Origin of the sequence: Cellulosimicrobium sp. RS (assembly GCF_046159675.1) — a bacterium.
In the GTDB taxonomy this organism is placed as follows: Bacteria; Actinomycetota; Actinomycetes; order Actinomycetales; family Cellulomonadaceae; genus Cellulosimicrobium; species Cellulosimicrobium funkei.
Map to the genome: position 1 here is coordinate 411,090 of NZ_JBJXVU010000002.1, position 23,583 is coordinate 434,672.

At 73.9% G+C, this 23,583-nt stretch carries 15 protein-coding genes and 1 tRNA gene; 11 read left to right on the forward strand and 5 right to left on the reverse strand.

What is annotated here, in order from left to right; translation table 11 throughout:
• Positions 1-185: 185 nt before the first annotated feature.
• The 4 genes from ACI769_RS05055 to ACI769_RS05070 all read right to left on the reverse strand — a co-directional run bounded on the left by ACI769_RS05055 (position 186) and on the right by ACI769_RS05070 (position 7,674).
• A complete protein-coding gene (locus ACI769_RS05055) occupies positions 186-4,163 on the reverse strand; it encodes a discoidin domain-containing protein (RefSeq protein ID WP_409141248.1) in 3,978 nt (1,325 codons plus the stop codon).
• A gap of 267 nt (positions 4,164-4,430) precedes the next feature.
• A complete protein-coding gene (locus tag ACI769_RS05060; protein ID WP_034652728.1) occupies positions 4,431-5,333 on the reverse strand; it encodes a carbohydrate ABC transporter permease in 903 nt (300 codons plus the stop codon).
• Positions 5,330-6,232, reverse strand: a complete 903-nt coding sequence (locus tag ACI769_RS05065) for a carbohydrate ABC transporter permease (protein WP_061267180.1) — start codon at positions 6,230-6,232, stop codon at positions 5,330-5,332. Before ACI769_RS05065 ends, ACI769_RS05060 begins: the two co-directional genes overlap by 4 nt.
• A gap of 140 nt (positions 6,233-6,372) precedes the next feature.
• Positions 6,373-7,674, reverse strand: coding sequence for an ABC transporter substrate-binding protein (locus ACI769_RS05070; RefSeq protein ID WP_194217141.1), 1,302 nt, complete (start codon positions 7,672-7,674; stop codon positions 6,373-6,375).
• 371 nt (positions 7,675-8,045) lie between these two features.
• On the opposite strand from ACI769_RS05070, the gene ACI769_RS05075 reads away from it, so the two are divergent.
• The 8 genes from ACI769_RS05075 to ACI769_RS05110 all read left to right on the forward strand — a co-directional run bounded on the left by ACI769_RS05075 (position 8,046) and on the right by ACI769_RS05110 (position 20,825).
• Entirely contained in the window at positions 8,046-9,164 is a 1,119-nt protein-coding gene (locus tag ACI769_RS05075) for an ROK family transcriptional regulator (protein ID WP_085386671.1), read from the forward strand.
• Positions 9,161-10,291: a substrate-binding domain-containing protein gene (locus ACI769_RS05080; RefSeq protein ID WP_085386670.1), complete on the forward strand. Its 1,131-nt coding sequence runs from the start codon at positions 9,161-9,163 to the stop codon at positions 10,289-10,291. Before ACI769_RS05075 ends, ACI769_RS05080 begins: the two co-directional genes overlap by 4 nt.
• On the forward strand, positions 10,288-11,088 hold the full coding sequence (locus ACI769_RS05085) for an ATP-binding cassette domain-containing protein (protein WP_409141249.1): 801 nt from the start codon (positions 10,288-10,290) through the stop codon (positions 11,086-11,088). The genes ACI769_RS05080 and ACI769_RS05085 overlap by 4 nt, the downstream gene beginning before the upstream one ends.
• Complete coding sequence (locus tag ACI769_RS05090; RefSeq protein WP_137279807.1) at positions 11,085-12,299, forward strand: sugar ABC transporter permease; 1,215 nt, start codon at positions 11,085-11,087, stop codon at positions 12,297-12,299. Before ACI769_RS05085 ends, ACI769_RS05090 begins: the two co-directional genes overlap by 4 nt.
• Before the next feature lies 1 nt (position 12,300).
• On the forward strand, positions 12,301-13,428 hold the full coding sequence (locus ACI769_RS05095; protein WP_409141250.1) for a LacI family DNA-binding transcriptional regulator: 1,128 nt from the start codon (positions 12,301-12,303) through the stop codon (positions 13,426-13,428).
• Positions 13,429-13,713: 285 nt separating this feature from the next.
• Positions 13,714-19,149 (forward strand): GH92 family glycosyl hydrolase, encoded by a 5,436-nt coding sequence (locus tag ACI769_RS05100; protein ID WP_409141251.1) that lies wholly within the window; start codon positions 13,714-13,716, stop codon positions 19,147-19,149.
• A 150-nt stretch (positions 19,150-19,299) separates the two neighbouring features.
• Complete coding sequence (locus ACI769_RS05105) at positions 19,300-20,580, forward strand: AGE family epimerase/isomerase (protein ID WP_409141252.1); 1,281 nt, start codon at positions 19,300-19,302, stop codon at positions 20,578-20,580.
• Between the two features lie 53 nt (positions 20,581-20,633).
• Positions 20,634-20,825: a hypothetical protein gene (locus tag ACI769_RS05110; protein WP_114552790.1), complete on the forward strand. Its 192-nt coding sequence runs from the start codon at positions 20,634-20,636 to the stop codon at positions 20,823-20,825.
• A gap of 73 nt (positions 20,826-20,898) precedes the next feature.
• Here the strand turns inward: ACI769_RS05110 and ACI769_RS05115 are convergent.
• Positions 20,899-20,969 (reverse strand) — tRNA-Gly (locus ACI769_RS05115).
• Between the two features lie 154 nt (positions 20,970-21,123).
• On the opposite strand from ACI769_RS05115, the gene ACI769_RS05120 reads away from it, so the two are divergent.
• The 3 genes from ACI769_RS05120 (at position 21,124) to ACI769_RS05130 (ending at position 23,556) form a co-directional block, all read left to right on the forward strand.
• Positions 21,124-21,681, forward strand: coding sequence for an NINE protein (locus ACI769_RS05120; protein WP_409141253.1), 558 nt, complete (start codon positions 21,124-21,126; stop codon positions 21,679-21,681).
• A 163-nt stretch (positions 21,682-21,844) separates the two neighbouring features.
• Positions 21,845-22,420: a dCTP deaminase gene (gene dcd, locus ACI769_RS05125; RefSeq protein ID WP_034652708.1), complete on the forward strand. Its 576-nt coding sequence runs from the start codon at positions 21,845-21,847 to the stop codon at positions 22,418-22,420.
• Between the two features lie 65 nt (positions 22,421-22,485).
• Complete coding sequence (locus ACI769_RS05130) at positions 22,486-23,556, forward strand: hypothetical protein (RefSeq protein ID WP_034652706.1); 1,071 nt, start codon at positions 22,486-22,488, stop codon at positions 23,554-23,556.
• The last annotated feature ends 27 nt before the right edge of the window (positions 23,557-23,583 follow it).

Consider the following 23,583-nt stretch of genomic DNA (forward strand, 5'->3'; position numbering starts at 1 on the left):
GTGCCGTCAGGACCTCGAACGTATCCTCGCGGGCCCCCGCGCCGGACCGGCCGAAGGTCCCGACCTGGCAGGCCCGATCCGCGCCCGACGCAGGCGCCACGCGGGACGCGCGTGCCGGACGCGGCGGACCCGGGGCCGCGCGCCCTGGGCGGGCGCACGACCCCGGGTCCGGGGGACCGGGACGGTCAGCCGCAGGTCGGCTGGCCGTGCTCCGGGGTCGCGACGGTCTCGCGCTCGTCGGCGTCGTCGGACGGCGCGGCCGTCGCGGTCACGGGGCCGGTGGTGGCCCCGCGGACGGCGAACGACTGGTACGCGTTCTTCCCCGGGCTGACCGCGGGGAAGCTCTTCGTGCCCCACGGGGTGGCGACGTCGACGTCGAGCGGGACGTCGTCGTCGTTCACGACGCGCACCGCCACGTACGCCTTGCCCGCGAGGCACCGCACCTCGGCCGTCGCGGTCACGGCGACGGCGGCCGGCGACGCCGGGTCCGCCGCGCCGGGCGCGAGCACCCGGAGGGCCGTGAGGCCCGGGTCGCCGTCCTGCCACGACGTGCTCAGCGCGACGTACCGCGCCGTGCGGTCGACGGCGAGCGTGCCGCGCACGCCACCGGCGCTGATCGTGCCGACGTCGGTGAAGGTGAGGCCGTCGTCGCTCACGGAGACGACGGACCCCGGCGCGCCGCCGCGCTCCCACGCGGCGACGACCGTGCCGATCTCGCGCGGCGACCCCAGGTCGGTGACCATGCGGCCGTCCGGTCCGGGGACCCACGACGTCGCGGCGTCACCGTCGACGGCGAGCGAGGGCGACGTCATGCCCGTGGGCAGCACGGACGCGGGGAACGTGAGCGTGCTGAGCGCGTGGTCCGCGACCGGGAACGGCGTCGCGTCCCGGAGGGTGACCCGCGTGCCCGACGGCGTCGCCCCGACCGTGCGCGTCGCGCCCGTCTCGGCGTGGCGCAGCTCGACCGGCGACCCGTCGCCGCTGACGCGGAACGAGCGGGCGTCGTCGACCGCGACCGTGACCCCGGCCGGTGTCTGCCCGGCGGGCGTCGCGACCGTCGCGCGCGGTGCGAGGACGACGGCGTCGCCCGCGGGGACGGTGACCGCGAGCATCGAGGCGTCCGCCCCGACGGTCTGGGCGCCGGCGTAGACCGGGACGGCCCCGCCGTCGTGCGGGACGGTGAGGGTCGTCGTGACGTCGGCGCCCGTGAGGTTGAACACGACGACGTACCCGTCGACGGCGCTCACGAGCACGCCCGCCGCGTCGGCCGTGGGCACGCGGACCCCCGCCTGCGCGGCCGTCGCCGCGGCGTCGCCGGGGACCATCTCGACGAGCCGGGGCCCGGTCGCGCCGTCGGTGAGCCGCACGACGTGCCGCGTGTCGGTCGCGCGCGAGACGGTCACGGGGGCGTCCGAGCCGCGCACGACGAACCCGGCCTCGCCCTCGACGTTGAGCCAGTCGCCCTCGCTGCGCAGCACCTGGTCGCCCGTGTACCGGAACGACGCGGCGTCGTGCCACGTCTGCCCGTCGAGCGACGTCTGGACGCGGTACTCCTGGCCCGCGGCGACCTCCCAGCCGAGCTGGACCTGGCTCACCGCGGTGGGCGCGCCGAGGTCGACCTGGACCCACGAGTCGGGCCGCGTGCGGTCCGCGACCGCGACCGCCCAGCGCGTCGTGGCGGAGCCGTCGGTGACGGCGCTCGCGGGGTTGGACCCGTTGGCGCTCGACGCGGTGGCCGGCTTGCCCGCGGCGACGTCCGTCCCCGTGGACGAGAACGCACGCAGGTGGTAGAGCGAGTAGCCGTAGGCCGCGTCGCCGCGCACGCCCTGCATGCGGACGTAGCGCGCGGTGACCGGCGCGGGCTCGTCCGCGCCCTCCGGGGTGAGGTCGACGGTGTCGAGGCGCGCGACGTTCACGTCCGCCGGGGCCTTGCCGTACGCGGTCGCGGTGGTCCACGTCTGGCCGTCGGTCGACGTCTGGACGAGGTACCGCGCGCCCGCGCTCGCCTCCCACGCGAACCGCACGGCGCCCACGGTCGTCTCCTCGCCGAGGTCGACCTGGATCCACGAGTCCGGTCGCGTGCGCTCGCCGACCGCGACGGCCCAGCGGGTCGACGGGTTGCCGTCGGTCACGCGCGCCGCGGTGCGGCCGCCCGCCGTGTCCTGGCTGGACGCGGTCGCGACCTTCCCGGCGGCGAGGTCGGTCGTCGACCCCTCGTCGCCGTAGGCGTGGAACGCGAACATCGAGTAGCCGTACTGCGGGTGGCCCTGCTGCCCGAGGAGCCGGACGTACCGCGCCGTGACGGGCGCGAACGACAGGTCGTCGACGCGTGCGGCCTTCGCGTCCGCGGGGTCGGCCGGACGCGTCACGGGGAGCGTCGCGGTGGTCTCGCCCTCGGCGGTCGTGTAGGTGCGCGACCCGTCGAGGCCCGAGTAGCCGTTCATGGCGAGGTTGCGGACCGACAGGCTCGCGTCCTCCGTGCCCGCCCCGGTCGACGCGTAGACGGCGGCGCCGGTCGGGAGCGTGACCTGGCCCGCGTAGCCGCTGCCGACCCGGAACACCGACGACGTGCCCTCGAAGCCGTCGCGCGGGCCGGTGTACGTCCGCACGTGCCGGTCGTCGACCGTGGCACCGGTCGTGGGGTAGAGGAACGGGGTCGAGCCCGAGACGTGGAACAGCCACGAGTCGTGCGACGGGACCCAGGGGAACTTCACGAAGCCCTTGCGGCTCGACGCCGCGGCCCACGCGTCCGCCGTCTGCTGGACGGTCAGGCCGGGCCCGGCGCCGAAGTCGCGCACCCCGGCGAGGCGCTCGAAGAACTCGTCCTGCGGCGTCGGCTCGACGGGGCCCTCGGGCGACTCGGCCGCCTCGACGTGCAGGAGGTAGGAGATCGCGATCTCCGCGCGCGCCTCGGGCTCGTACTTGGGCTCGCCCGAGAACTTCGCCAGCCGGTGGACCGGCGCGTACGACTGGTAGTCCTCGAGCGCGGCGGCGAGGTTCGCCTCGGCGCGCGCGGCGTCGGGGTCGCGCAGGACCTGGCCGAGGAACGCCATGGGGATGGCGTCGCGGCCGTAGAGGAACTCGCGGTCGGCGACCATGGGCATGAACGGCTCGCCCGCGTCCGACATGACGAGCTTGATCGACTCCCACAGCTCCGCCGAGTTGGGCTGGTGCGTGAGGATCTCCGGCAGCGGCTCGTCGCGGAGCAGGAAGTGGATCGCGTTGCGCCCGCCGGACCGCCAGATGTCGGACTGGTAGTGCGGGCCGAACGACCCGTGGTTCTCCACGAGGTACGTGTCGTGGATGGTCTGCATGGTGTTCGTCGACACGGGCCTGCCCGCCACGACGGCCGGGTTGTTCCGGTCGGCCGTCGGCTGTCCCGCCGCGTTGCGGCCCCAGTCGCCGAGCTGCTCGGCCCAGCGCGCGGCGTCGGGGTCGTCGGGCGCCCACGCGAGGCCGGGCGCGAGGGCCTGCGTGTAGACGCCGACCTCCTCCTGCGCGGTGTCGCCCTCGTGCTTGCCCGTCGGCCAGTCCGCGGTCCACGACCCGGAGAGCGGGTCCTTGCCGAAGTCCAGGTCGGCGGTGTACTTCGACTGGCCGGTCGCGATGGTCGTGAGGTTGGCCTGCGTCGTCGCGTCGAGCTCGTCCCACAGCAGCGTCCCGGCCGCGAGGAAGTACGACTGGAACGTCGAGTCCCAGAACAGCTTCTTGCCCCACGTGCCTGCCGGGTCCACGAACCGGTTGGTGGCCGCGTAGTGCCGGATCGTCGCGAGCGTGCGGGCGCGCAGCGTCTCCTCCGAGACGCCCGCGAGCTCGGCGTCGTACTCGCCGTGGGTCAGGAGCACGGCGTTGCCCAGCACGACGGCGAAGTTGAAGTCCTTGAGCTGGTACACCCCGGCGGACTCGTCCCAGACGGTCTCGACCCAGCGGGTGTGCCGCAGGAGGGCGCCGTAGTAGTCGGCGGCGGTCTCGTCGGGGGCGCCGTACGCGGGCGTGGCATCGGCCGTGGTCGACGCCGGGGCCGCGGGCGGAGCGGTCGGCGCGCCCTGGGCGGTCGCGGGGGCCAGGAGGAGGGAGCCGGCCGTCGCGAGGGCGAGGACGGCGGTCGTGGTGCGGCGCCGCGCGCGGCGCGCGGCCGGGGGCCGGGCGGGTGATCGGGTCATGGTGGGGGTCTCTCGTCGTCGTCGTCGGGAGCGGGTCCGCCGTGGACGGCGGTGCGGCGCGGGGTGCGGGTGCGGGGTGCGGGTGCGGGGGTGCGGAGCTCCGGTGCCCGCCATCCTGACAGCGCTGTCTGGCAGAGTCCAGAGGTTCGGCGAAACTGCCGCGGGTGAAGCCGCGGGCGGCGGGGAACGCGCCGAGGCCCGTCGGGGAGCGTGGTGGTGACCATGCTCCCCGACGGGCCTCGGGACCGCGGTGGGCGGTCGGTCGGGTCAGCCCTTGACCGAGCCGGACATCAGACCCCCGACGAAGTACTTGCCGAGGACGATGTACACGAGCAGCGTCGGGAGCGACGCGAAGAGCGCGCCGGCCATCGAGACGCCGTAGTTCTGCAGCAGCGCGCCGTTCGCGAGGTTGTTCAGCGCGAGCGTCACGGGGCCGTTCTGGCTGGAGGAGAAGAACACGGCGAAGAGGAAGTCGTTCCACGCGGACGTGAACTGCCAGATGAGCACGACCACGAAGCTCGGGATCGAGATCGGCAGGATGATCGACCAGTAGGTGCGCAGCATCCCCGCGCCGTCGACGCGCGCGGCCTCGACGAGCTCGTGCGGCACGGTCATGTAGTAGTTGCGGAAGATGAGCGTCGTGATGGGGATGCCGTAGACGACGTGCAGCAGGATCAGCGACGGCACGCCGCTCGGGATGCCCAGGCCCAGCACGAGCTGGTTGAGCGGGATCATCACGGCCTGGTACGGGATGAACATCCCGAAGAGGATCAGCGTGAAGACGATGTTCGCGCCCTTGAACGACCAGCGGGAGAGCACGAACCCGTTGAGCGACCCGAGGAAGGCCGCGATGATCGCCGACGGCACGACCATCTGCACCGTGCGCCAGATGGCGGGGGACAGCGCGGTCCACGCCGTCTGCCAGTTCTCCGTCGTCCACGTCTGCGGGAGCGACCACGCGCGCGCGGGCGACGCGTCGCCCGCGCCCTTGAAGCTCGTCACGAAGAGCACGTAGACGGGGATGAGGACGATGACGAGGAACAGGACCAGCGCCGCGTACTTGAGCGTGCGGCCGACGGAGAAGCGCTCGCGCGGCGTGCGGCGCGCCGGCTGGCGCGGCGTGCCGACGACGTCGGGGGCGGGGACGGCCGGCGTCGAGGTGGTCGTCATCGCTTCTCCTGACGGTTGGTGCGGATCAGGTAGGGCACGATGACGACGGCCACGATGATCAGCAGGATCGAGCCGACGGCCGCCGCGTTGGCGTAGTCGAAGCTCGACTTGAAGACGTACATGTCGACGGCCGGAACCTTGGTCTGGTAGTTCGCGGGCTTCGAGATCGACATGATGAGGTCGAACGCCTTGAGCGACATGTGGCCGATGATGATGAGCGCCGAGAGCGCGATCGGCGAGAGCTGCGGGAACAGCACGTGGCGGTACAGCTTCCACTCGCTCGCGCCGTCCATGCGGGCGGCCTCGCGCAGCTCGTCGGGGATGCCGCGGAACCCGGCGAGGAACAGCGCCATGACGTACCCGGAGAGCTGCCAGATCGCGGGGATCGCGATCGCCGTGATGCCCCACGTGACGTTGTTCCACCAGTTGTTCTGCAGGAAGTCGAGCCCGACGATCTGGAACAACCGGTTGAGGCCGCTCGCCTGCTCGCCCTGGTTCGAGTTGAGGAGCCAGCGCCACACGACACCGGACGCGACGAACGACACGGCCATGGGGAACAGGTAGACCGAGCGGAAGATCCCCTCGCCCTTGACGGGCTTGTCCAGCATCCACGCCCACAGGAAGCCCATGAGCATCGTGCCGGCGAGGAAGACCACCGTGTAGAGCACGAGGTTCTTCAGCGAGTGCTGGAACGCCTCGCTGCCGAGGAGGGCCGTGTAGTTCTCGAACCACACGACGACCGACGGCTTCTGGCCCGTGGCCTGTGCCGCGGTGTGGTTGTCCGTGATCGACGTCTGGAAGTTCGCGCCGATCAGGCCGTAGACGAACACGCCGACGAGGATTAGCGAGGGCGCGAGCAGCAGCAGCGCTGGGCCGGCGCGTCGCAGTGACTTGAGCATGGTGGGACTTCCCGGTCGTGGGGGCGTGGGCCGCGGCGCGGGGGAGCGCCGGCGTCCCGGGGACGTGTTCCGGCCGCGCGGGTCCGCCGCGCGCCGTCGGGACGTGCCCGACGACGCGCGGCGGCTCCGGCGGAGCGGTGTCAGCCCTGCGCGGTGGCGGCGGCGAGCTCGGACTGGTAGGTCGCGAGGTCGGACCCGCCCGACGTGAACTTGCTCGTCGCGTCGGAGATCGCGTTGAGCGTCGCGACCGGGGCGGCGGCGCCGTGCGCGAGCGAGGAGACGATCGTGTCGTTGCCGAACGACTCGATCGCCGTCTGCTGGTACTCCGAGAACTCCGCGGGGTCGGCGTCGGTGCGGGCCGGGATGGAGCCCTTGGCCTTGTTGAACGCGACCTGGCCCTCGAGCGAGCCCACGGTCTCGAGCCACGCCTTGGCGCCGTCGGGGTGCGGGGCGCCCACCGGGAGGGTGAACGAGTCGGCGAGGAAGTCGAACACGCCGTCGGTGCCCGGGACGGGGAACGCGGTGAAGTCGGTGCCGAGCGTCTTGCCCTGCTCCTCGAACGCCGCGACGGCCCAGTCGCCCATGACGTTGAACGCGGCGTTGCCCTCGATCACCATCTGGGTCGCCTCGGGCCAGTCGAGCCCGTCACGGTCGGTGTTGGTGTAGCTCATGAGCTTCTCGAAGTCCTCGAGGGCGGCCGTGACCTCGGCACCCTCCCAGTCGGTCGAGCCGTCCCACAGGCCGTTGTAGCCCTCGGCCCCGAGGTCCGCGAGGAGCACGGTCTCGAGCAGGTTGACCTGGGTCCAGGTCGTCGCGACCGACAGCGGCGTGACGCCCGCGGCCTTGAGCTTGTCGAGGTCCGCCATCCAGGCGTCGAGGTCCGCGTAGGTCGCGGCCGGGTCGACGCCGTTGGCCTCGAGGACCGTCGGGTTCGCCCAGACCACGTTCGCGCGGTGGATGTTCGACGGGATCGAGTAGATCGCGCCGTCGTCGGACTTGAGGCGGTCCACGAGGTCGGCGGGGAAGACGTCGGTGAGGCCGAACTCGTCGTAGAGCGAGGAGACGTCCTCGATCTGCGCGGCGTCGATGTAGTCCTGGAGCTCGGCACCGGCGTGCGCCTGGAACGTGTCCGGCGGGTCCTGCGCCTGGAGACGGGACTGGAGGAGGTCCTTGGCGGCCGAGCCGGCACCGCCGGCGACCGCGCCGTTGATGAACTCCACGTCGGGGTGCTGCTCCTCGAACACGCCGACCAGCGCGTCGAGACCCGCCTTCTCGGAGCCGGCAGCCCACCAGGTGAACACCTCGACCTCGTCGCCGCCCCCCGAAGCGCCCCCGTCACCGGTGCCCCCGTCACCGGAACCACCGCCGCTGCACGCGGCGAGTGCGAGACCCACGAGGGCGGCCGTCGCCACCGTCGCGCTCGTCCTGCGATCGATTCGCATCGTGATATCCCTACGCCTTCTTCGGTCGTGGGGGACCGGCGGACGACCACGTCGCACCGGCCGGGCGCACCGGCGCGCCCTCGAACCCGAGGCCCATACAACGGCGACCGGCGCTTGATGTCAAGAAATGAACTCAAGCGACGCTGAATCGTGATGTACGCGTCAGAACATGGATCCAAGCCCCATGGTCGCGTGGGCGGGATCATTCTGACAGCGCTGTCCGATCCCTGTCGAGCCGCCCGCCCCCACCTGGGCGGCGAGGCGCCTCACCTGGAGGGGTACGTCCCGGCGGTATCCTGGCCGACGTGCGCGCTGACCGGGTGACACCGGGCTCGCAGACTTCACTGCGTGAGGCCAACCGAGCCCGGATCGTGAGCGCCGTCCAGCAGCGTGGCTCCCTCACGCAGATCGAGCTGGCCGGCGTCACCGGGCTGTCCCCGGCCACCGTCTCCAACATCGTCAAGGAGCTCACCGGCGCGGGCGTCCTGCACACCTCGCCCTCCACCCGCAGCGGGCGCCGCGCGCTCCAGGTGACCCTCGCGCGCAACCTCGGGCTCGTCGCGGGGGTGCACTTCGGCACGCGCTCGATGCGCGTCGCGCTCGCGGACGCGTCCATGCGCGTGCTGGCCGACCAGCGCATGCCGCTCGCCCCGGACCACCGCGCCGACACCGGCCTCCAGCGCGCCGCGCTGCTCGTGGGGGAGATGGTCGCGTCGGTCGACGCGTCCCCCGAGGAGCTGCTCGCCGTCGGTGTCGGGGTGCCCGCCCCCGTGGACGTGCGCGCCGGGCGCATCGCGACCGTCGGCATGATGCGCGGCTGGGATGGCGTCGTCGTCCCCGAGCTGCTCGAGGCCGAGCTCGGCGCGCCCGTGACGGTGGACAACGACGCCAACCTCGGCGCCCTCGCCGAGACCCGGTTCGGGGCGGCCGTCGGGCACGACGCCGTCGCCTACCTGCGCGTGTCCCACGGCGTGGGCGGCGGGCTCGTCCTCGGCGGGCGCGTCGTGCACGGCCGCGCAGGCGTCGCGGGCGAGATCGGGCACGTGACGATCGACGAGAACGGCCCCGTGTGCCGGTGCGGCAACCGCGGGTGCCTCGAGATGTACGTCGGCGCGGGCGTGCTGCTGTCCATGCTCTCCGAGAGCCGCGGCCACCTCACGCTGCGCGACGTCATCGCGCGCGCCCAGGAGGGCGACCCCGGCTGCCGTCGCGTCCTGTTCGACGCCGGGCAGCACCTCGGCGTCGCGGCCGCGAACCTGTGCAACCTCGTCGACCCGGAGATCGTCGTCGTCGGTGGGCAGCTCGCCGAGGCGGGCGAGGCCCTGCTTGGCCCGCTCCGCACCGCGCTCGAGCAGCGCACGGTCCCCAGCACGGCGGGCCCGGTCGAGGTCGTCGCGTCCGAGCTGGGGTCGGCCGCCGAGGTGCGCGGCGCGCTCGCCGTCGCGCTCGACCTCGCGCGCGTGAGCGGCTCCCTGGGGGTGACCGCATGACGGGGGCCTTCGTCCCGGCCGGGGGCGCCCGCCGTCGCGCGCGGGGTGCGGTGACGACGGCCGTCACGGCGGTCGTGGTCGCCCTCCTGGCGCTCGCGGGCTGCGCGCCGCCGGAGGAGCCCGCCGGGCCGTCGGAGGGGACCATCGGGCTCCTGCTGCCCGAGGCCAAGACCGCCCGCTACGAGACGACCGACCGCCCGACCTTCGTCGGGGTGGTCGAGCGGCGCTGCCCGTCGTGCGAGGTGCTGTACGCGAACGCCGCCCAGGACGCCGCGAACCAGCAGCAGCAGGCCGAGTCGATGCTCGCGCGCGGCGCGGACGTCCTGGTGCTCGACGCGGTCGACGCCGTCGCGGCGGTGAGCGTCGTCGCCGAGGCCCAGCGCCTCGGCGTGCCCGTCATCGCCTACGATCGCTTCGTCGACGGCGCGAACTACTACGTCTCGTTCGACAACGAGCTCATCGGGTACCTCATGGGGGAGGCGCTCGTCGGCGCGGTCCTCGACCGTGCGGAGCAGGACCCGCCGGCGCAGGGCCGGCGGCCGGGCGTCCTGCTCGTCCAGGGCTCGCCGACCGACCCGAACGCCGCGGAGCTCGCCGCCGGCGCACACCGCGCGCTCGAGGGAGAGGACATCGACGTGCTCGCCGAGTACGACACGCCCGACTGGAGCCCCGACAAGGCGACCGAGTGGGTCGAGGGGCAGCTCACGCAGTACCCGGGTCGCGTCGACGGCGTCTTCGCGGCGAGCGACGGCATCGCGGGCGGCGCCATCGCCGCGATGAAGGCCGCCGGCCTCGACCCGGTGCCGCCCACCACGGGCCAGGACGGCGAGCTCGCGGCCGTCCAGCGCGTCGTCTCGGGCGACCAGTACATGACCGTCTACAAGGCCACGACGGAGCAGGCGCGCACGGCCGCCGAGCTCGCCGTGCGGGTGCTGCGCGGCGAGGACCCGCGCGCGACCGCGGTGATCGACGGCGTCCCGAGCCTCCTGCTCGCGCCGCGCGCGGTCGGCGTCGACGACGTCCGGCGCGTCCTCGTCGACGGCGGCGTCTACACGGTCGACGAGATCTGCACCCCGTCCTACGTCGACGCGTGCGTCGACGCGGGTCTCCTGGAGGCGGCACCGTGAGCGCCCCCGTCCTGACCCTGCGCGGGGTCTCCAAGAGCTTCGGCGGCGTCCGGGCGCTCGTCGACGTCGACGTCGAGGTGCGGGAGCACGAGGTCCTCGCCGTCGTGGGCGACAACGGTGCCGGCAAGTCGACGCTCGCGGGCGTCGTCGCGGGCGCGTTCCGCCCCGACGCGGGCGAGGTGCTGCTCGACGGCGCGCCCGTCGTGCTCGACTCGCCGGCGGCCGCGCGCCAGCACGGGATCGCGGCGGTGTTCCAGCAGCTCGCGCTCGTCGACGACCTCGACGTCGTCGAGAACGTGTTCCTCGGGCAGGAGGTCCTCCACGGGCCGTTCCTCGACGAGATCGCGATGGAGCGCGAGGCGTGGGGCCTGCTCGACCAGCTCGCCGCGACCGTCCCGTCCGTGCGGCAGCCGGTGCGCACGCTCTCGGGCGGCCAGCGGCAGGTCGTGGCGGTCGCGCGCGCCCTCCTCGGGTCGCCGCGCGTCCTCGTCCTCGACGAGCCGACGGCGGCGCTCGGCGTCCGGCAGACGGCCGAGGTCCTCAACCTCATCGAGAAGCTGCGCGAGCGCGGGCACGCCGTCGTCCTCATCAGCCACCAGGCGGGCGACCTCCAGGCCGTCGCCGACCGCATCCTCGTGCTGCGGCTCGGCCGCGTGCACGGCGAGTTCCCGGGCGACACGTCCTACGAGGACCTGCTCGCCGCGATGACGGGCGCCGTGCGCCCGGCGCGCGCGAGCGGCTCGGGCGGGGCCGAGCGCGAGCGGTGCGCGGGCGGCACCGGGGCGGTGCACCGATGAGCGTCCCCGGCCGCACCTCGGGCGCGGCGCTCGACCGGCCCCTGACGGGCGCGCTGTCCGGGTCCGTCGTGCAGCAGCTGCGCGGCGCGCACCTCGGCATGCTGCCGATCGTCGCCGCGCTCGTGCTCATCTGGGTCGTGCTCGGCGCGATCAACCCGGCGTTCCTCTCCGCGGAGAACCTCGTCAACCTCACGCTCCAGAGCGCCCCCACGGGGATCATCGCGCTCGGCGTCGTGCTCGTGCTGCTCGTCGGCCAGATCGACCTGTCGGTCGGCTCGGTGAGCGGGCTCGCCGCGGCGGTGCTCGCCGTCGGGACGGTCGGGCTGGGCTGGCCGGTCGGGATCGCGATCGTCGCGGCGCTGTCCGTCGGGGTCGTCGTCGGGCTCGGGTACGGGCTGCTGTCCACACGCCTCGGGCTCGCGTCGTTCGTCTTCACGCTCGCGGGGCTCCTGATCCTCGCGGGCGTGCAGCTGCGCGTCCTCGGTCCCAAGGGATCGATCAACCTGCCGTTCGAGTCGTGGCTCGTGCGCACGGTCCAGCAGGGCTTCCTCGCCCCCGCGGTCGCGTGGGGCCTCGTGGTCGTGGTCGTGGCGGGGTACGCCGCGCTGCGGGTGACCGACCACGTGCGCCGCGTCCGGGCGGAGCTCCCGAGCCCGGGCCTGGCCCGCGTCGCGGTCCGGACGACGGTCCTCGCGGCGGTGCTCGTCGCGACGGTCGCGTACCTCGGGACGGCGCGCGGGATCGGCTACACCGTGGTGCTCTTCGTGGCGCTCGTGGTCGTGGTCGACGTGCTGCTGCGCCGCACGCGGTGGGGACGCTCCGTGCGCGCCGTCGGGGGCAACCGGCGCTCCGCGCTCCTCGCGGGCGTCGCGGTGCGCCGCACGGTCGTCTCGTGCTTCGTCGCGTGCTCGACGTTCGCCGCGCTCGGCGGCGTCCTCGCCGCGGGACGGCTCGCGGCGGCGAACCAGGGGACCGGCGCGGCGGACACCTACCTGACGGCGATCGCGGCCGCGGTCATCGGCGGCACGAGCCTGTTCGGCGGGCGCGGGAGCGCGTGGTCGGCGCTGCTCGGCGTGCTCGTGCTCCAGTCCATCGCGAACGGGCTCACGCTGCTCAACCTCGACACGGCCACGCGGTACATCGTGACCGGAGCGGTCCTGCTGCTCGCTATCGTCGTCGACATGCTGATTCGTGGTCGACGGGAGGTCTGAGATGGTGATGCAGGGGGAGAGCGCGGGGACGGTCCCGCCGGGCGAGGTCGGGGTCGTGGTGCCCGACACCCCGACGGAGGTGGCCGTGGCGCGTCCGCACGGCGGACGCGGAGGCCGGCGCCCGACGCTCGCCTCCGTCGCGGAGGTCGCCGGTGTGAGCCTCAAGACGGCGTCGCGCGTCCTCAACGACGAGCCGAACGTCGCGCCGCAGACGCGCGCCAAGGTCCAGGAGGCCGCGCAGCGTCTCGGCTTCCGGCGCAACGCCGTGGCCGCAGACCTCGCGCGCGGCGGCTCGTCGCGGCTCGTCGGCTTCGTCACCGGCGACCTCGCGAACCCGTTCTACTCCGCGCTGGCCAGCGGTATCGAGCGCGAGCTCCGCCACCACGGCCTCCAGCTCATCACCACGAGCTCGGACGAGGAGCCGGAGCGCGAGCGGTCGCTCACCGAGGCGCTCGTCGAGCGCCGCGTCGGCGCGCTCGTCGTCACCCCGACGTCGACGGACCACTCGGGCCTGCGCCGCGAGCTCGAGGACGGCCTGCCAGTCGTGTTCATCGACCGCCCCGCGCGCGGCGTCGAGGCGGACACGGTCGTCATCGACAACCGCGGGGGAGTGCGCGACGCCGTGACGCACCTCCTCGCGCACGGGCACCGCCGGATCGCGCTCGTGGGCGACGTGTCGCGCCTGTGGACGTTCCAGGAGCGTCGCGACGAGTTCGTCGCGACGCTGCGGGCCGCGGGCGTCGAGGACCCGGGCCGCTACGTGCGGGACGGCGCGCACGACGCCGACCTCGCACGCGTGTTCGTCGCGGAGCTCCTCGCGCTGCCCGAGCCGCCGACGGCGTTCGTCACGGCGAACAACAAGATCACGGTCGGCGCGCTCCACGCGCTGCGTGACCGCGAGTCGACGGGCGGAGCGGCGGACGTCGCGCTCGTCGGCTTCGACGACTTCGAGCTCGCGGACCTGCTGCACGTGACGGTCGTGGGCTACGACGTCGTGGAGATGGGCCGGCAGGCGGCGGCGCTCGCGGTGTCCCGCGCCGAGAACCCGGAGCTCGCCCCACGGCTCGTCGTGGTGCCGACGCGACTCGTCGTCCGCGGCACGGGGGAGGTCCCCGGCCCCGCGGCCTAAACGTGGCCGCGGTACTCGTGCGCGTGTCGGTGCGAGCGCGGTCGTGCTGACGGCGCGCGACGCCCTCGGCGGTCGAGCGGGTAGCGCGAAAGTCACACCGAGCGTGACTTTCGCGCCAGGGGGTCCTCTCGTCCGCGCCCTCCCGGCAGAGCCCTGACCGCGTTGACAAAGCCTGGAACCGACGCATAGGTTCAGGTCGCCCCTGACAACGCTTCCCCCCTGCGCGTTGTCAGGGGCACCCCTGCAGCCTGACAGCGCTGTCAGACGATCGAAGGAGATCGCGGCATGACCAGACCACTCCCGTCCGGACGCGCGGTCGCGCGGTCCGGCAGCGGCCGCGCCCGGCCTCTCGGCCTCGTGCTCGCCGCCGCTCTCGCCGTCCCGCTCGGAGTGCCTCTCGCGGCCCCCGCGGGAGCGCTCGCCGCCGCCCCCGCCGCGGCCGCGGAGCCTGGCGACTTCTCGTCGTCGTTCGAGTCCGGCGACCCGGCGGCGCTGCCCACCACGGTGGCCGAGCGCGACGGCGCGCCCTGGCAGGCGAACGTCGGCTCGTTCACGGCCGGCCTGCCCGGGAGCGTCCTCGGGCAGCTGAAGGGCGTCACGGCGAGCGCGCAGAACCTGCCCAACGAGGGCGCGGCGAACCTCGCCGACGGCAGCTCGGGCACCAAGTGGCTCGCGTTCGCGTCGACCGGCTGGGTCCGGTACGAGTTCGCCGAGCCCGTCTCGTTCGTCGCGTACACGATGACCTCCGGCGACGACGCCGCCGGTCGCGACCCGAAGACCTGGACGGTCGAGGGGTCGAACGACGGGTCCACGTGGACCGCGCTCGACCGCCGGACGGACGAGGACTTCCCGAACCGCCAGCAGACGCGCACGTTCGAGCTCGAGGCGCCCACCGCGGCGTACACGTACCTGCGCCTCAACGTCACGGCGAACTCGGGCGACTCCATCGTCCAGCTCGCCGGGTGGGACCTCTCGGCCGACCTGAGCGCCGGCCCGTCCGCGGCCCCCATGACGACGAAGGTCGGCACCGGGCCGCGCGTCAGCTTCACCAACAAGGCGGGCGTCGGGTTCTCCGGCCTGCACTCGCTCCGGTACGACGGCTCGCACCTCGCCGACGGCGAGACCTACGCGACGAACGTGCTCTACGACGACGTGGACGTCGTCGTCGGAGAGGACACGCGCCTGAGCTACACGATCTTCCCCGAGCTGCTCGACGACCTGCAGTACCCGTCGACGTACGCGGCGGTGGACGTCCTGTTCACCGACGGGACCTACCTGTCCGACCTCGGCGCGCGCGACGCGCACGAGACGGTCGCGACCGCGCAGGCGCAGGGCGAGGGCAAGATCCTCTACGCCGACCAGTGGAACTCGGTGCGGGTCGACCTCGGCGACGTCGCCGCGGGCAAGACCGTGGACCAGGTGCTGCTCGGGTACGACAACCCGGGCGGTCACGCCGGGACGAAGTTCGCGGGCTGGCTCGACGACGTCGCGATCACGGCGGAGCCGGCCACGATCGACGGGTCGAGCCTCGCCAACTACGTGGACACGCGCCGCGGCACGCTCGCGTCGGGCAGCTTCTCGCGCGGGAACAACATCCCCGCGACGGCGACGCCCAACGGGTTCAACTTCTGGACGCCGTACACGAACGCCTCCTCGCAGAGCTGGCTGTACGAGTACCACAAGGCCAACAACGCCAACAACAAGCCCGTCCTCCAGGGCTTCGGGATCTCGCACGAGCCGAGCCCGTGGATGGGCGACCGCAACCAGCTGACGTTCCTCCCGTCGACGGCGTCGGGGACGCCCGACGCCACGCTCTCGACGCGCGGCCTCGAGTTCGACCACGCGGACGAGACGGCGCGGCCGGACTACTACGGGGTCACGTTCACCAACGGGTCCGCGATCGAGGCGACGCCCACCGACCACGGCGCGGTGCTCCGCTTCAGCTACCCCGGAGCCAAGGGCCACGTGCTCGTGGACAAGGTGGACGGTTCCTCCAAGCTCACGTACGACCAGGCCACGGGCACGATCTCCGGCTGGGTCGAGAACGGCTCGGGCCTGTCCGTGGGCCGCACGCGCATGTTCGTCGCCGGCACCTTCGACCGTAGTCCGACGGCGGTCGGGACGGCGGCGGGCAACCGCGCGGACGCGCGCTTCGCGACGTTCGACACGTCGTCCGACAAGACGGTCGAGCTGCGCGTCGCGACGTCGTTCATCAGCCTCGACCAGGCGCGCAAGAACCTCGACCTGGAGGTGACCGGCAAGACCTTCACGGAGGTCAAGGCCGCCGCCGCGCAGGCGTGGAACGACCGCCTGGGGGTCATCGAGGTCGAGGGCGCGAGCGAGGACCAGCTCGTCACGCTGTACTCGAACCTCTACCGCCTCAACCTGTACCCGAACTCGCAGTTCGAGAACACGGGCACGGCGCAGGAGCCGGTGTACAAGTACGCGAGCCCGGTCTCCGCGACCACCGGCTCGGCGACGGACACGCAGACCAACGCGAAGATCGTCGACGGCAAGATCTACGTGAACAACGGGTTCTGGGACACGTACCGCACGGCCTGGCCGGCGTACTCGCTCCTCTACCCGGAGATCGCGGCCGAGCTGGTCGACGGGTTCGTCCAGCAGTACCGCGACGGCGGCTGGATCGCGCGCTGGTCCTCGCCGGGCTACGCCGACCTCATGACGGGCACGAGCTCCGACGTGGCGTTCGCGGACGCGTACCTCAAGGGATCGCTCCCCACGGGCACCGCGCTCGAGGCGTACGACGCCGCGCTGCGCAACGCGACCGTCGCGCCGCCGAGCAACGCCGTGGGCCGCAAGGGCCTGCAGACCTCGCCGTTCCTCGGGTTCACGCCGGAGTCCACGCACGAGTCCGTGTCGTGGGGCCTGGAGGGACTGGTCAACGACTTCGGCATCGGCAACATGGCCGCCGCCCTCGCGGAGGACCCGGCCACGCCGGACGAGCGCCGCGAGACGCTGCGCGAGGAGTCCGCGTACTTCCTCGAGCGGGCCACGCACTACGTCGAGCTGTTCGACCCCGAGGTCGACTTCTTCGTGCCGCGGCACGAGGACGGCACGTGGGCCGTCGACCCCGAGACGTACGACCCGGAGGCCTGGGGCGGCGGGTACACCGAGACGAACGGCTGGAACTTCGCGTTCCACGCCCCGCAGGACGGCCAGGGCCTCGCCAACCTCTACGGCGGCAAGCAGGGCCTCGAGGACAAGCTCGACGAGTTCTTCTCCACGCCGGAGAAGGGCGCCGGCAACGGCGGCATCCACGAGCAGCGCGAGGCGCGCGACGTGCGCATGGGCCAGTGGGGCATGAGCAACCAGGTGTCGCACCACATCCCGTGGCTCTACGACGCCGCGGGCGCACCGTCGAAGGCCCAGGAGAAGGTCCGCGAGGTCACCCGCCGCCTGTTCGTGGGCAGCGAGATCGGCCAGGGCTACCCGGGCGACGAGGACAACGGCGAGATGTCGTCGTGGTGGATCTTCGCCTCGCTCGGCTTCTACCCGCTCCAGGTCGGCTCGGACCAGTACGCGGTCGGCTCGCCGCTGTTCGACAAGGCGACCGTGCACCTGCCGGACGGCGACCTCGTCGTCAACGCCGAGAACAACTCGGTCGACAACGTCTACGTGCAGTCCCTCGCGGTGGACGGCGAGGCCCGCACCTCGACGTCGCTCTCGCAGGCCGACCTCTCGGGCGGCGCGACGCTGGACTTCGTCATGGGTCCGGAGCCGTCGGACTGGGGCACGGGCGAGGACGACGCGCCGCCGTCGCTCACCGAGGGCGACGAGCCCCCGACGCCGGTGCAGGACGCGACGACCGCGGGCCTCGGCACGACGACCGTCGCCGACGGCGACGCGACCACGAGCGCCGCGGCGCTCACGGACAACACGTCCGGCACGCGCACGACGTTCGCCACCACGACGCCGTCGATCACGTGGGCGGGCAACGGCATCCGCCCGACCGTCGGGTCGTACACGCTGACCTCCGGGGCGAGCGGGACGGCGTCGCCGTCCGCGTGGACCCTCGAGGGCTCCGACGACGGCGAGACGTGGACGACGCTCGACGAGCGGTCCGGCGAGCAGTTCCGCTGGGCCCTGCAGACGCGGCCGTTCACGGTCGCCGAGCCGACGGCGTTCGCGCGGTACCGGTTGACGGTGGCCGCGACGTCGGGCTCCGGCGCGCTGTCGCTCGCCGAGGTCGAGCTCCTCGCCGACCCGAAGGAGTCGGGGGCCGAGGAGCTCACCCTCTCGGCCGCGCCGGACCGTGACGGCGTCACGGGCCGCGAGGTCTCGGGCTCGTTCGCGACCCTCACCGGGGTCGAGGGCGACGTCGCGGCGCTCGACGTGCAGGTCGCGTTCGGCGACGGCTCCGAGCCGGTCGCCGGGACGCTGCGGGCGGGCGCGTTCGGCGGGTACGCGGTGGACGCCGCGCACACGTGGACCGCACCCGGCGTCTACCCCGTGACCGTCACGGTCTCGGGCGAGGGGATCGAGACCGTCTCGACCTCCTCGTACGTCAACGTCTCCCTCCTGCGCGAGGGCTCGCTGCTCGCCGCGTACGACAACGTCTGCATCGGCGACGCCGGGACGACGGTCGGCTCGTGCGACGGCCAGGGCGTGTTCTTCGACCGGGCGCAGCTCGCGGCCAAGGGCTTCGTCCAGGGCGAGCGCGCGACGGTGCCGGGCACGGACCTCGCGTTCGACGTCCCGGCGGTCCCCGCCGGTCAGCCGGACAACGCGACGGGCGACGGGCAGACCATCGAGCTCGACGTCCCCGCGGACGCGGAGCAGCTCTCGGTGATCGGCACGGGCACGGAGAAGAACCAGCAGGCCACCGGCACGCTGACCTTCGACGACGGCTCGACCCAGCCGATCGACCTGAGCTTCGGCGACTGGTCGGGCGCGGCCCGCAACCCCGTGTTCGGCAACATCCCCGTCGCGGTGACGGACAGCCGCCTCCGCGGCGGCAGCCCGCAGACCGGCACCCCCGCCGCGTTCTTCGCGACGGCGCCGATCACGCTGCCCGAGGGCAAGCGGCCCGTGAGCATCACGCTCCCGGACCAGCCGGGCGAGCTCTCGCGCGACGGCCGCATCCACGTGGTCGCGGTCGCGCACGACGGCACGTTCGCCGAGCACCCCGCGCTCGAGGTCACGGCCGCGGAGGGCGTGACGCTCGCCGTCGGGCAGACCACGGACGTGGCGCTCGCCCAGGTGGCCGGCGGCCGCGAGGGCGCCGACCTCCGGGCGGCGGTCACGTGGGGCGACGGCTCCGACGTCGCGGCCGGCACGGTGGCCGACGGGTCGGTCTCCGGCTCGCACGCCTACACGGCGGCCGGGACGTACACGGCGTACGTCGTGGTCGACGACGGCTGGACCAGCCACGTGGTCGAGGTCCCCGTGACCGTGACCGAGGCGGAGCCGGCGCTCGCCGTCGACGTCACGGTGAGCACCCGCTGCCTCGCCGGCAAGGCGTACGTCGCGGTCCGCGCCGAGAACGGCGAGGACGTGCCGCTCGCGATCCGGCTCGTCACGCCGTTCGGCACCAAGGAGGTCGCGGCCGTCGCACCGGGCGCCAACGCCTACCAGTCGTTCGCGACGCGGGCCGCGGCGGTCGAGGCCGGCACCGTCACCGTCGAGGCGACGCGCGGCACCGGCGACGAGGAGGTGACGGCGTCGATCCAGGCCGACTACGCCGCCGTGACCTGCGGCTGAACTCCTGAGTCCGCCCCGCCCCGCGTCCGACCGGGGTGAGGCAGGCATGCACCACCGGCGGTGCCCCGGGATGATCGTCCCGGGGCACCGCGCCGTACGGGCACCGCGCCCGGTGCGGCGCCACGCACCCAGCACGAGAAGGACCGAGAGATGACCGAGCACCCGACCGAGCAGCCCACGCCAGCGACCGACCTGCGGGGCTGGCGTCGCGAGCAGCTCGCCGACCTGCTGCGCTTCGGCGAGGCGTCGCTGCGCGCGGACGGCGCCGCGCAGTGGCTCGACGACGACGGGCGCCCCGACCTGTCGCAGCCGGTGCACACGTGGATCACGTCGCGCATGGCGCACGTCTACGCGTTCGCGTCGCTCCTCGGCGCGCCGGGTGCGGGGGAGCGGGCCGACGCCGCGCTGCACGGGCTGCGGGCGGTGCTCGTCGACGCCGAGAACGGCGGCTGGGTCTCCTCGCGCGGCCCCGCGCGGCGCCCGGGCGACGGCCACGACCCGGCGGAGGGCGAGGCCGTCCCGGTGGACGGGACGAAGAGCGCCTACGCGCACGCGTTCGTGGTGCTCGCCGCGGCGTCGGGCACGATCGCGGGCCGCGAGGGCGCGCGCGAGCTGCTCGACGCGGCGCTCGCCGTGCTCGACGAGCGGTTCTGGGAGCCCGGGCCGCGGATGCACGCCGACGAGTGGTCGCGCGACTGGACCGTGCTCGACGAGTACCGCGGCGTCAACGCGAACATGCACTCCGTCGAGGCGCTCCTCGCCGCGCACGACGCGACGGGCGACCCCGAGTGGCTCGCGCGCGCGGCGTCGGTCGCGGACCGCGTCGTGGGGTGGGCGCGCGAGAACGACTGGCGCATCCCCGAGCACTTCGACGCCGGCTGGAACCCCCTGCCGGACTACAACGCGGACCGCCCCCGCGACCCCTTCAAGCCCTACGGGTCGACGCCGGGCCACGGCCTGGAGTGGGCACGCCTGCTGCTCCAGGTCGACGTCGCGGCCGGGACGCCCGGCGCCCGCACCGACGCCGCGGTCGCACTCTTCGACCGGGCCGTCGCGGACGGCTGGGACGGCGAGCACGGCGGCGGCTTCGTGTACACGGTCGACTGGTCGGGCACGCCGGTCGAGCCCCGGCGCTACCACTGGGTCGCCGCGGAGGCCGTCGCGGCCGCCGACGTGCTGGGCCGCGTCACGGGCGACCCCCGGTTCGCCGAGGCCGCCGCGGGCTGGTGGGCGTGGATCGACGCGCACCTCGTCGACCACGAGCGCGGGTCGTGGCACCACGAGCTCGACACCGCCAACCGGCCCGACGGCGTCACGTGGGTCGGCAAGCCCGACGTCTACCACGCGGCCCAGGCCGTGATCCTGCCCGACCTGCCGCTCACCGGCTCCCTCGCCGCCTCGGCCAAGGCCGCGGGCAGCATCCTGGGCTGACGCCCGGGCCTCGGACCGCCGAGGCCGGGGTCGCGCGCCACGTCACCGTCGCCGTGGCGCGCGACCTCGGGCTCGGCGACGACACCCCCATCAAGAGTTGTCTTCTTGCTGGGGGTTCGGTGTTCGTCGGGAGCGTCCCGTGGCACGCCCGCACGCCCTTCGCCGCGCGTGACGTCGCCGCCGAGGGCGATCCGCGCCTGTCCCGGGTGTGGACGGCAGACGATCTGCTGGCGGCATGGCCGTGACGAAGCGCGTCGGGCCTGTGGCCCACGACGACGAGAGCCCCGCACCGGACCGGTGCGGGGCTCTCGCAGGCTGAGCGGGTGACGGGAATCGAACCCGCGCTATCAGCTTGGGAAGCTGAAGTTCTACCATTGAACTACACCCGCGCGGCGCCGGTGGCGTCCGCCCCGGGCCCTCTGGGAGGATCCTCGGCGAACCAGCGCGCGACCCGATCATAGCGGACGACGCCGGTGATGCCAGAACCGCCCGCACCACGACCAGTCCCGCGCCGACGAGCGGCGCGCCGCCCGAGGAGCCGCCTTGTCCGAGAACCCGTACCAGCAGCAGCCCGAGCCGTCGCAGGGGAGCACCGCCCCCGGTGACCCGGTCTACGGTGGCTCCGCCACGCCGTCGGGCCCGACGCCGGGCTACGGCCAGCAGCCCGGGGCCGGTGACGCGTACGGCCAGCAGGCGTACGGGACGCCGAGCGCCCCCGGCTACGGCCAGCAGGCGCCCGGCCAGGGCTACGGCTCCGCCCCGCAGCAGAGCTACGCCCAGCAGCCGGGCTACGCGCAGCCCGGCGCCTACGGTCAGCCCGGCGAGTACGGCCAGCCCGGCTACGACCCGGCGTACGACCCCCAGGCGAAGTCGCGCCTCGCCGCGGGCCTGCTGGGCATCCTCGTCGGCAGCCTCGGCATCCACCGCTTCTACCTCGGGTACACCGGCATCGGCCTGACGATGCTGCTCGTGTCGGTGCTGTCCTTCGGGTTCGCGGCGCCGGTCATCGCGATCTGGGGCCTGGTCGAGGGCATCCTCTACCTGACCTCGAAGACGGGCTACTACTCCGTGGACTCGACGGGCCGTCCGCTGCGCGCCTGACCTCCCGTCCGCGGGCGGGGGCCGCGCCGCCTCGACGACGAGCCGGCGCGGCCCCGCGCCCGACGGCGCCCGGCACCCGCTGATCCAGGGCGCCGGTCCAGGGCACCGATCCACGGTGCGGAGCCCGGTCCGGGCACGCTCCGGCGTCGGCTAGCGTGGGCCCGTGCTGCTCTCCGACCGCGACATCCGGGCCGAGCTCGACGCCGGCCGCGTCCAGCTCGAGCCGTACGACCCAGCGATGCTCCAGCCGTCGAGCATCGACGTGCGCCTCGACCGGTTCTTCCGGCTGTTCGACAACCACAAGTACCCGTTCATCGACCCGTCGCAGGACCAGCCCGACCTCACGCGGCTCGTCGAGGTCGACCCGGCCGAGCCGTTCGTGCTCCACCCCGGGGAGTTCGTGCTCGGGTCCACGTTCGAGACGGTCACGCTGCCCGACGACGTGGCGGCGCGCCTCGAGGGCAAGTCGAGCCTGGGCCGTCTGGGCCTCCTCACGCACTCCACGGCGGGGTTCATCGACCCGGGCTTCTCCGGGCACGTGACGCTCGAGCTGAGCAACGTGGCGACGCTGCCGATCACGCTGTGGCCGGGCATGAAGATCGGCCAGCTGTGCTTCTTCCGGCTGTCCTCGCCCGCCGACAACCCGTACGGCTCCAGCGTCTACGGCTCCCGCTACCAGGGCCAGCGCGGCCCGACGGCCTCCCGCTCGTGGCAGAACTTCCACCGCACCGACGTCTGAGCGCGGCTCGCCGCGTCGGACGCCGCTCGACCCCGCAGGACCCGAGGACCGGAGGACCGCACCGCATGAGCCCGCTCCCGCCCCTGCCGCACCCCGCCGGGCCCGGCGCTGCGCAGTCCTACCAGGCGCGGCACGTGCTGGGGCTGCCCGCCGACGTCCTCGTGGACGAGGTCGAGACGCTCGCGCTCTCGCGGTTCGCGGGCGCGCGCTGGGACGTCGCGCCGGAGGGCACCGAGCCCCTCGTGCCGCCTGCGCGCACCGCGCGGCCGGGCGAGCCGGGCGTCCTGCGCACGTCGCGCCACACGACGCTCACCGGTCCGTACGCGGGCCCCGGCTCGGGCGTGCCGGGCACCGCGCTCGTGTTCGACGTCGTCTGCCCCCGCGAGCGCGGGGACGTCCCCTACCCGGGCGGCGGGGACCGGGACGGCGTCGGGCGCGCGTTCCCCGGCGGCCTGCCGGTCCGGGAGGAGGAGCGCGTGGTCGCGTTCCTCGTCGCGGCGGCGCGCCGCCTCGGCGGGTCGGTCCGGACCGACGTCGGCAACCCGGCGGGGGCGGGCGTCGTCCTCACGCCGGACCCGGGCGTCGCGGTCGACATGACGCTGTACTCGGACGTGTGGCTCGACCCGCACGCCGCGCTCGCGCTCGTCGGACGGCTCCACCCCCGCACGCGGCTCGCGACGGAGGGCAAGCCGTACGAGGGGCCGCCGAAGGGCATCGCGGAGCTGCCGCTCTACCCGGGCGAGAAGATGGACCCCGAGCTGCGGCGAGCGCTGCACGCCGCGGCGGACGACGTCGACATCAAGGCGCTGACCACCGGTGCGGTGCTCGACGGGTACGGCCTCCTCGTCGACCTGGGCATGGACGGGCTCGTCGCGGTCGAGGTCGGCGGCGAGGAGGCGCTGCCCCTCCTGCTGCGCGGGCTGCCGTGGACGGTGGGGGGCGCGGTGAGCTACCGCGTGCGCTGGGAGCCGCAGGACCTCGCGGAGTCCCAGCGGGAGCAGCCCTCGCTCGACCACCAGATCGCGCGCAAGCGCGCCGCGGAGGTGGTCACGCAGGTCACGCGCACGCTGCACCAGGCGGTCGGCGGGGAGATCGCGGACGAGGCGGAGTTCCTCGTGGACCCCGAGGATCTGTGACGGCCGACTGAGGAATCGGTCACGGAC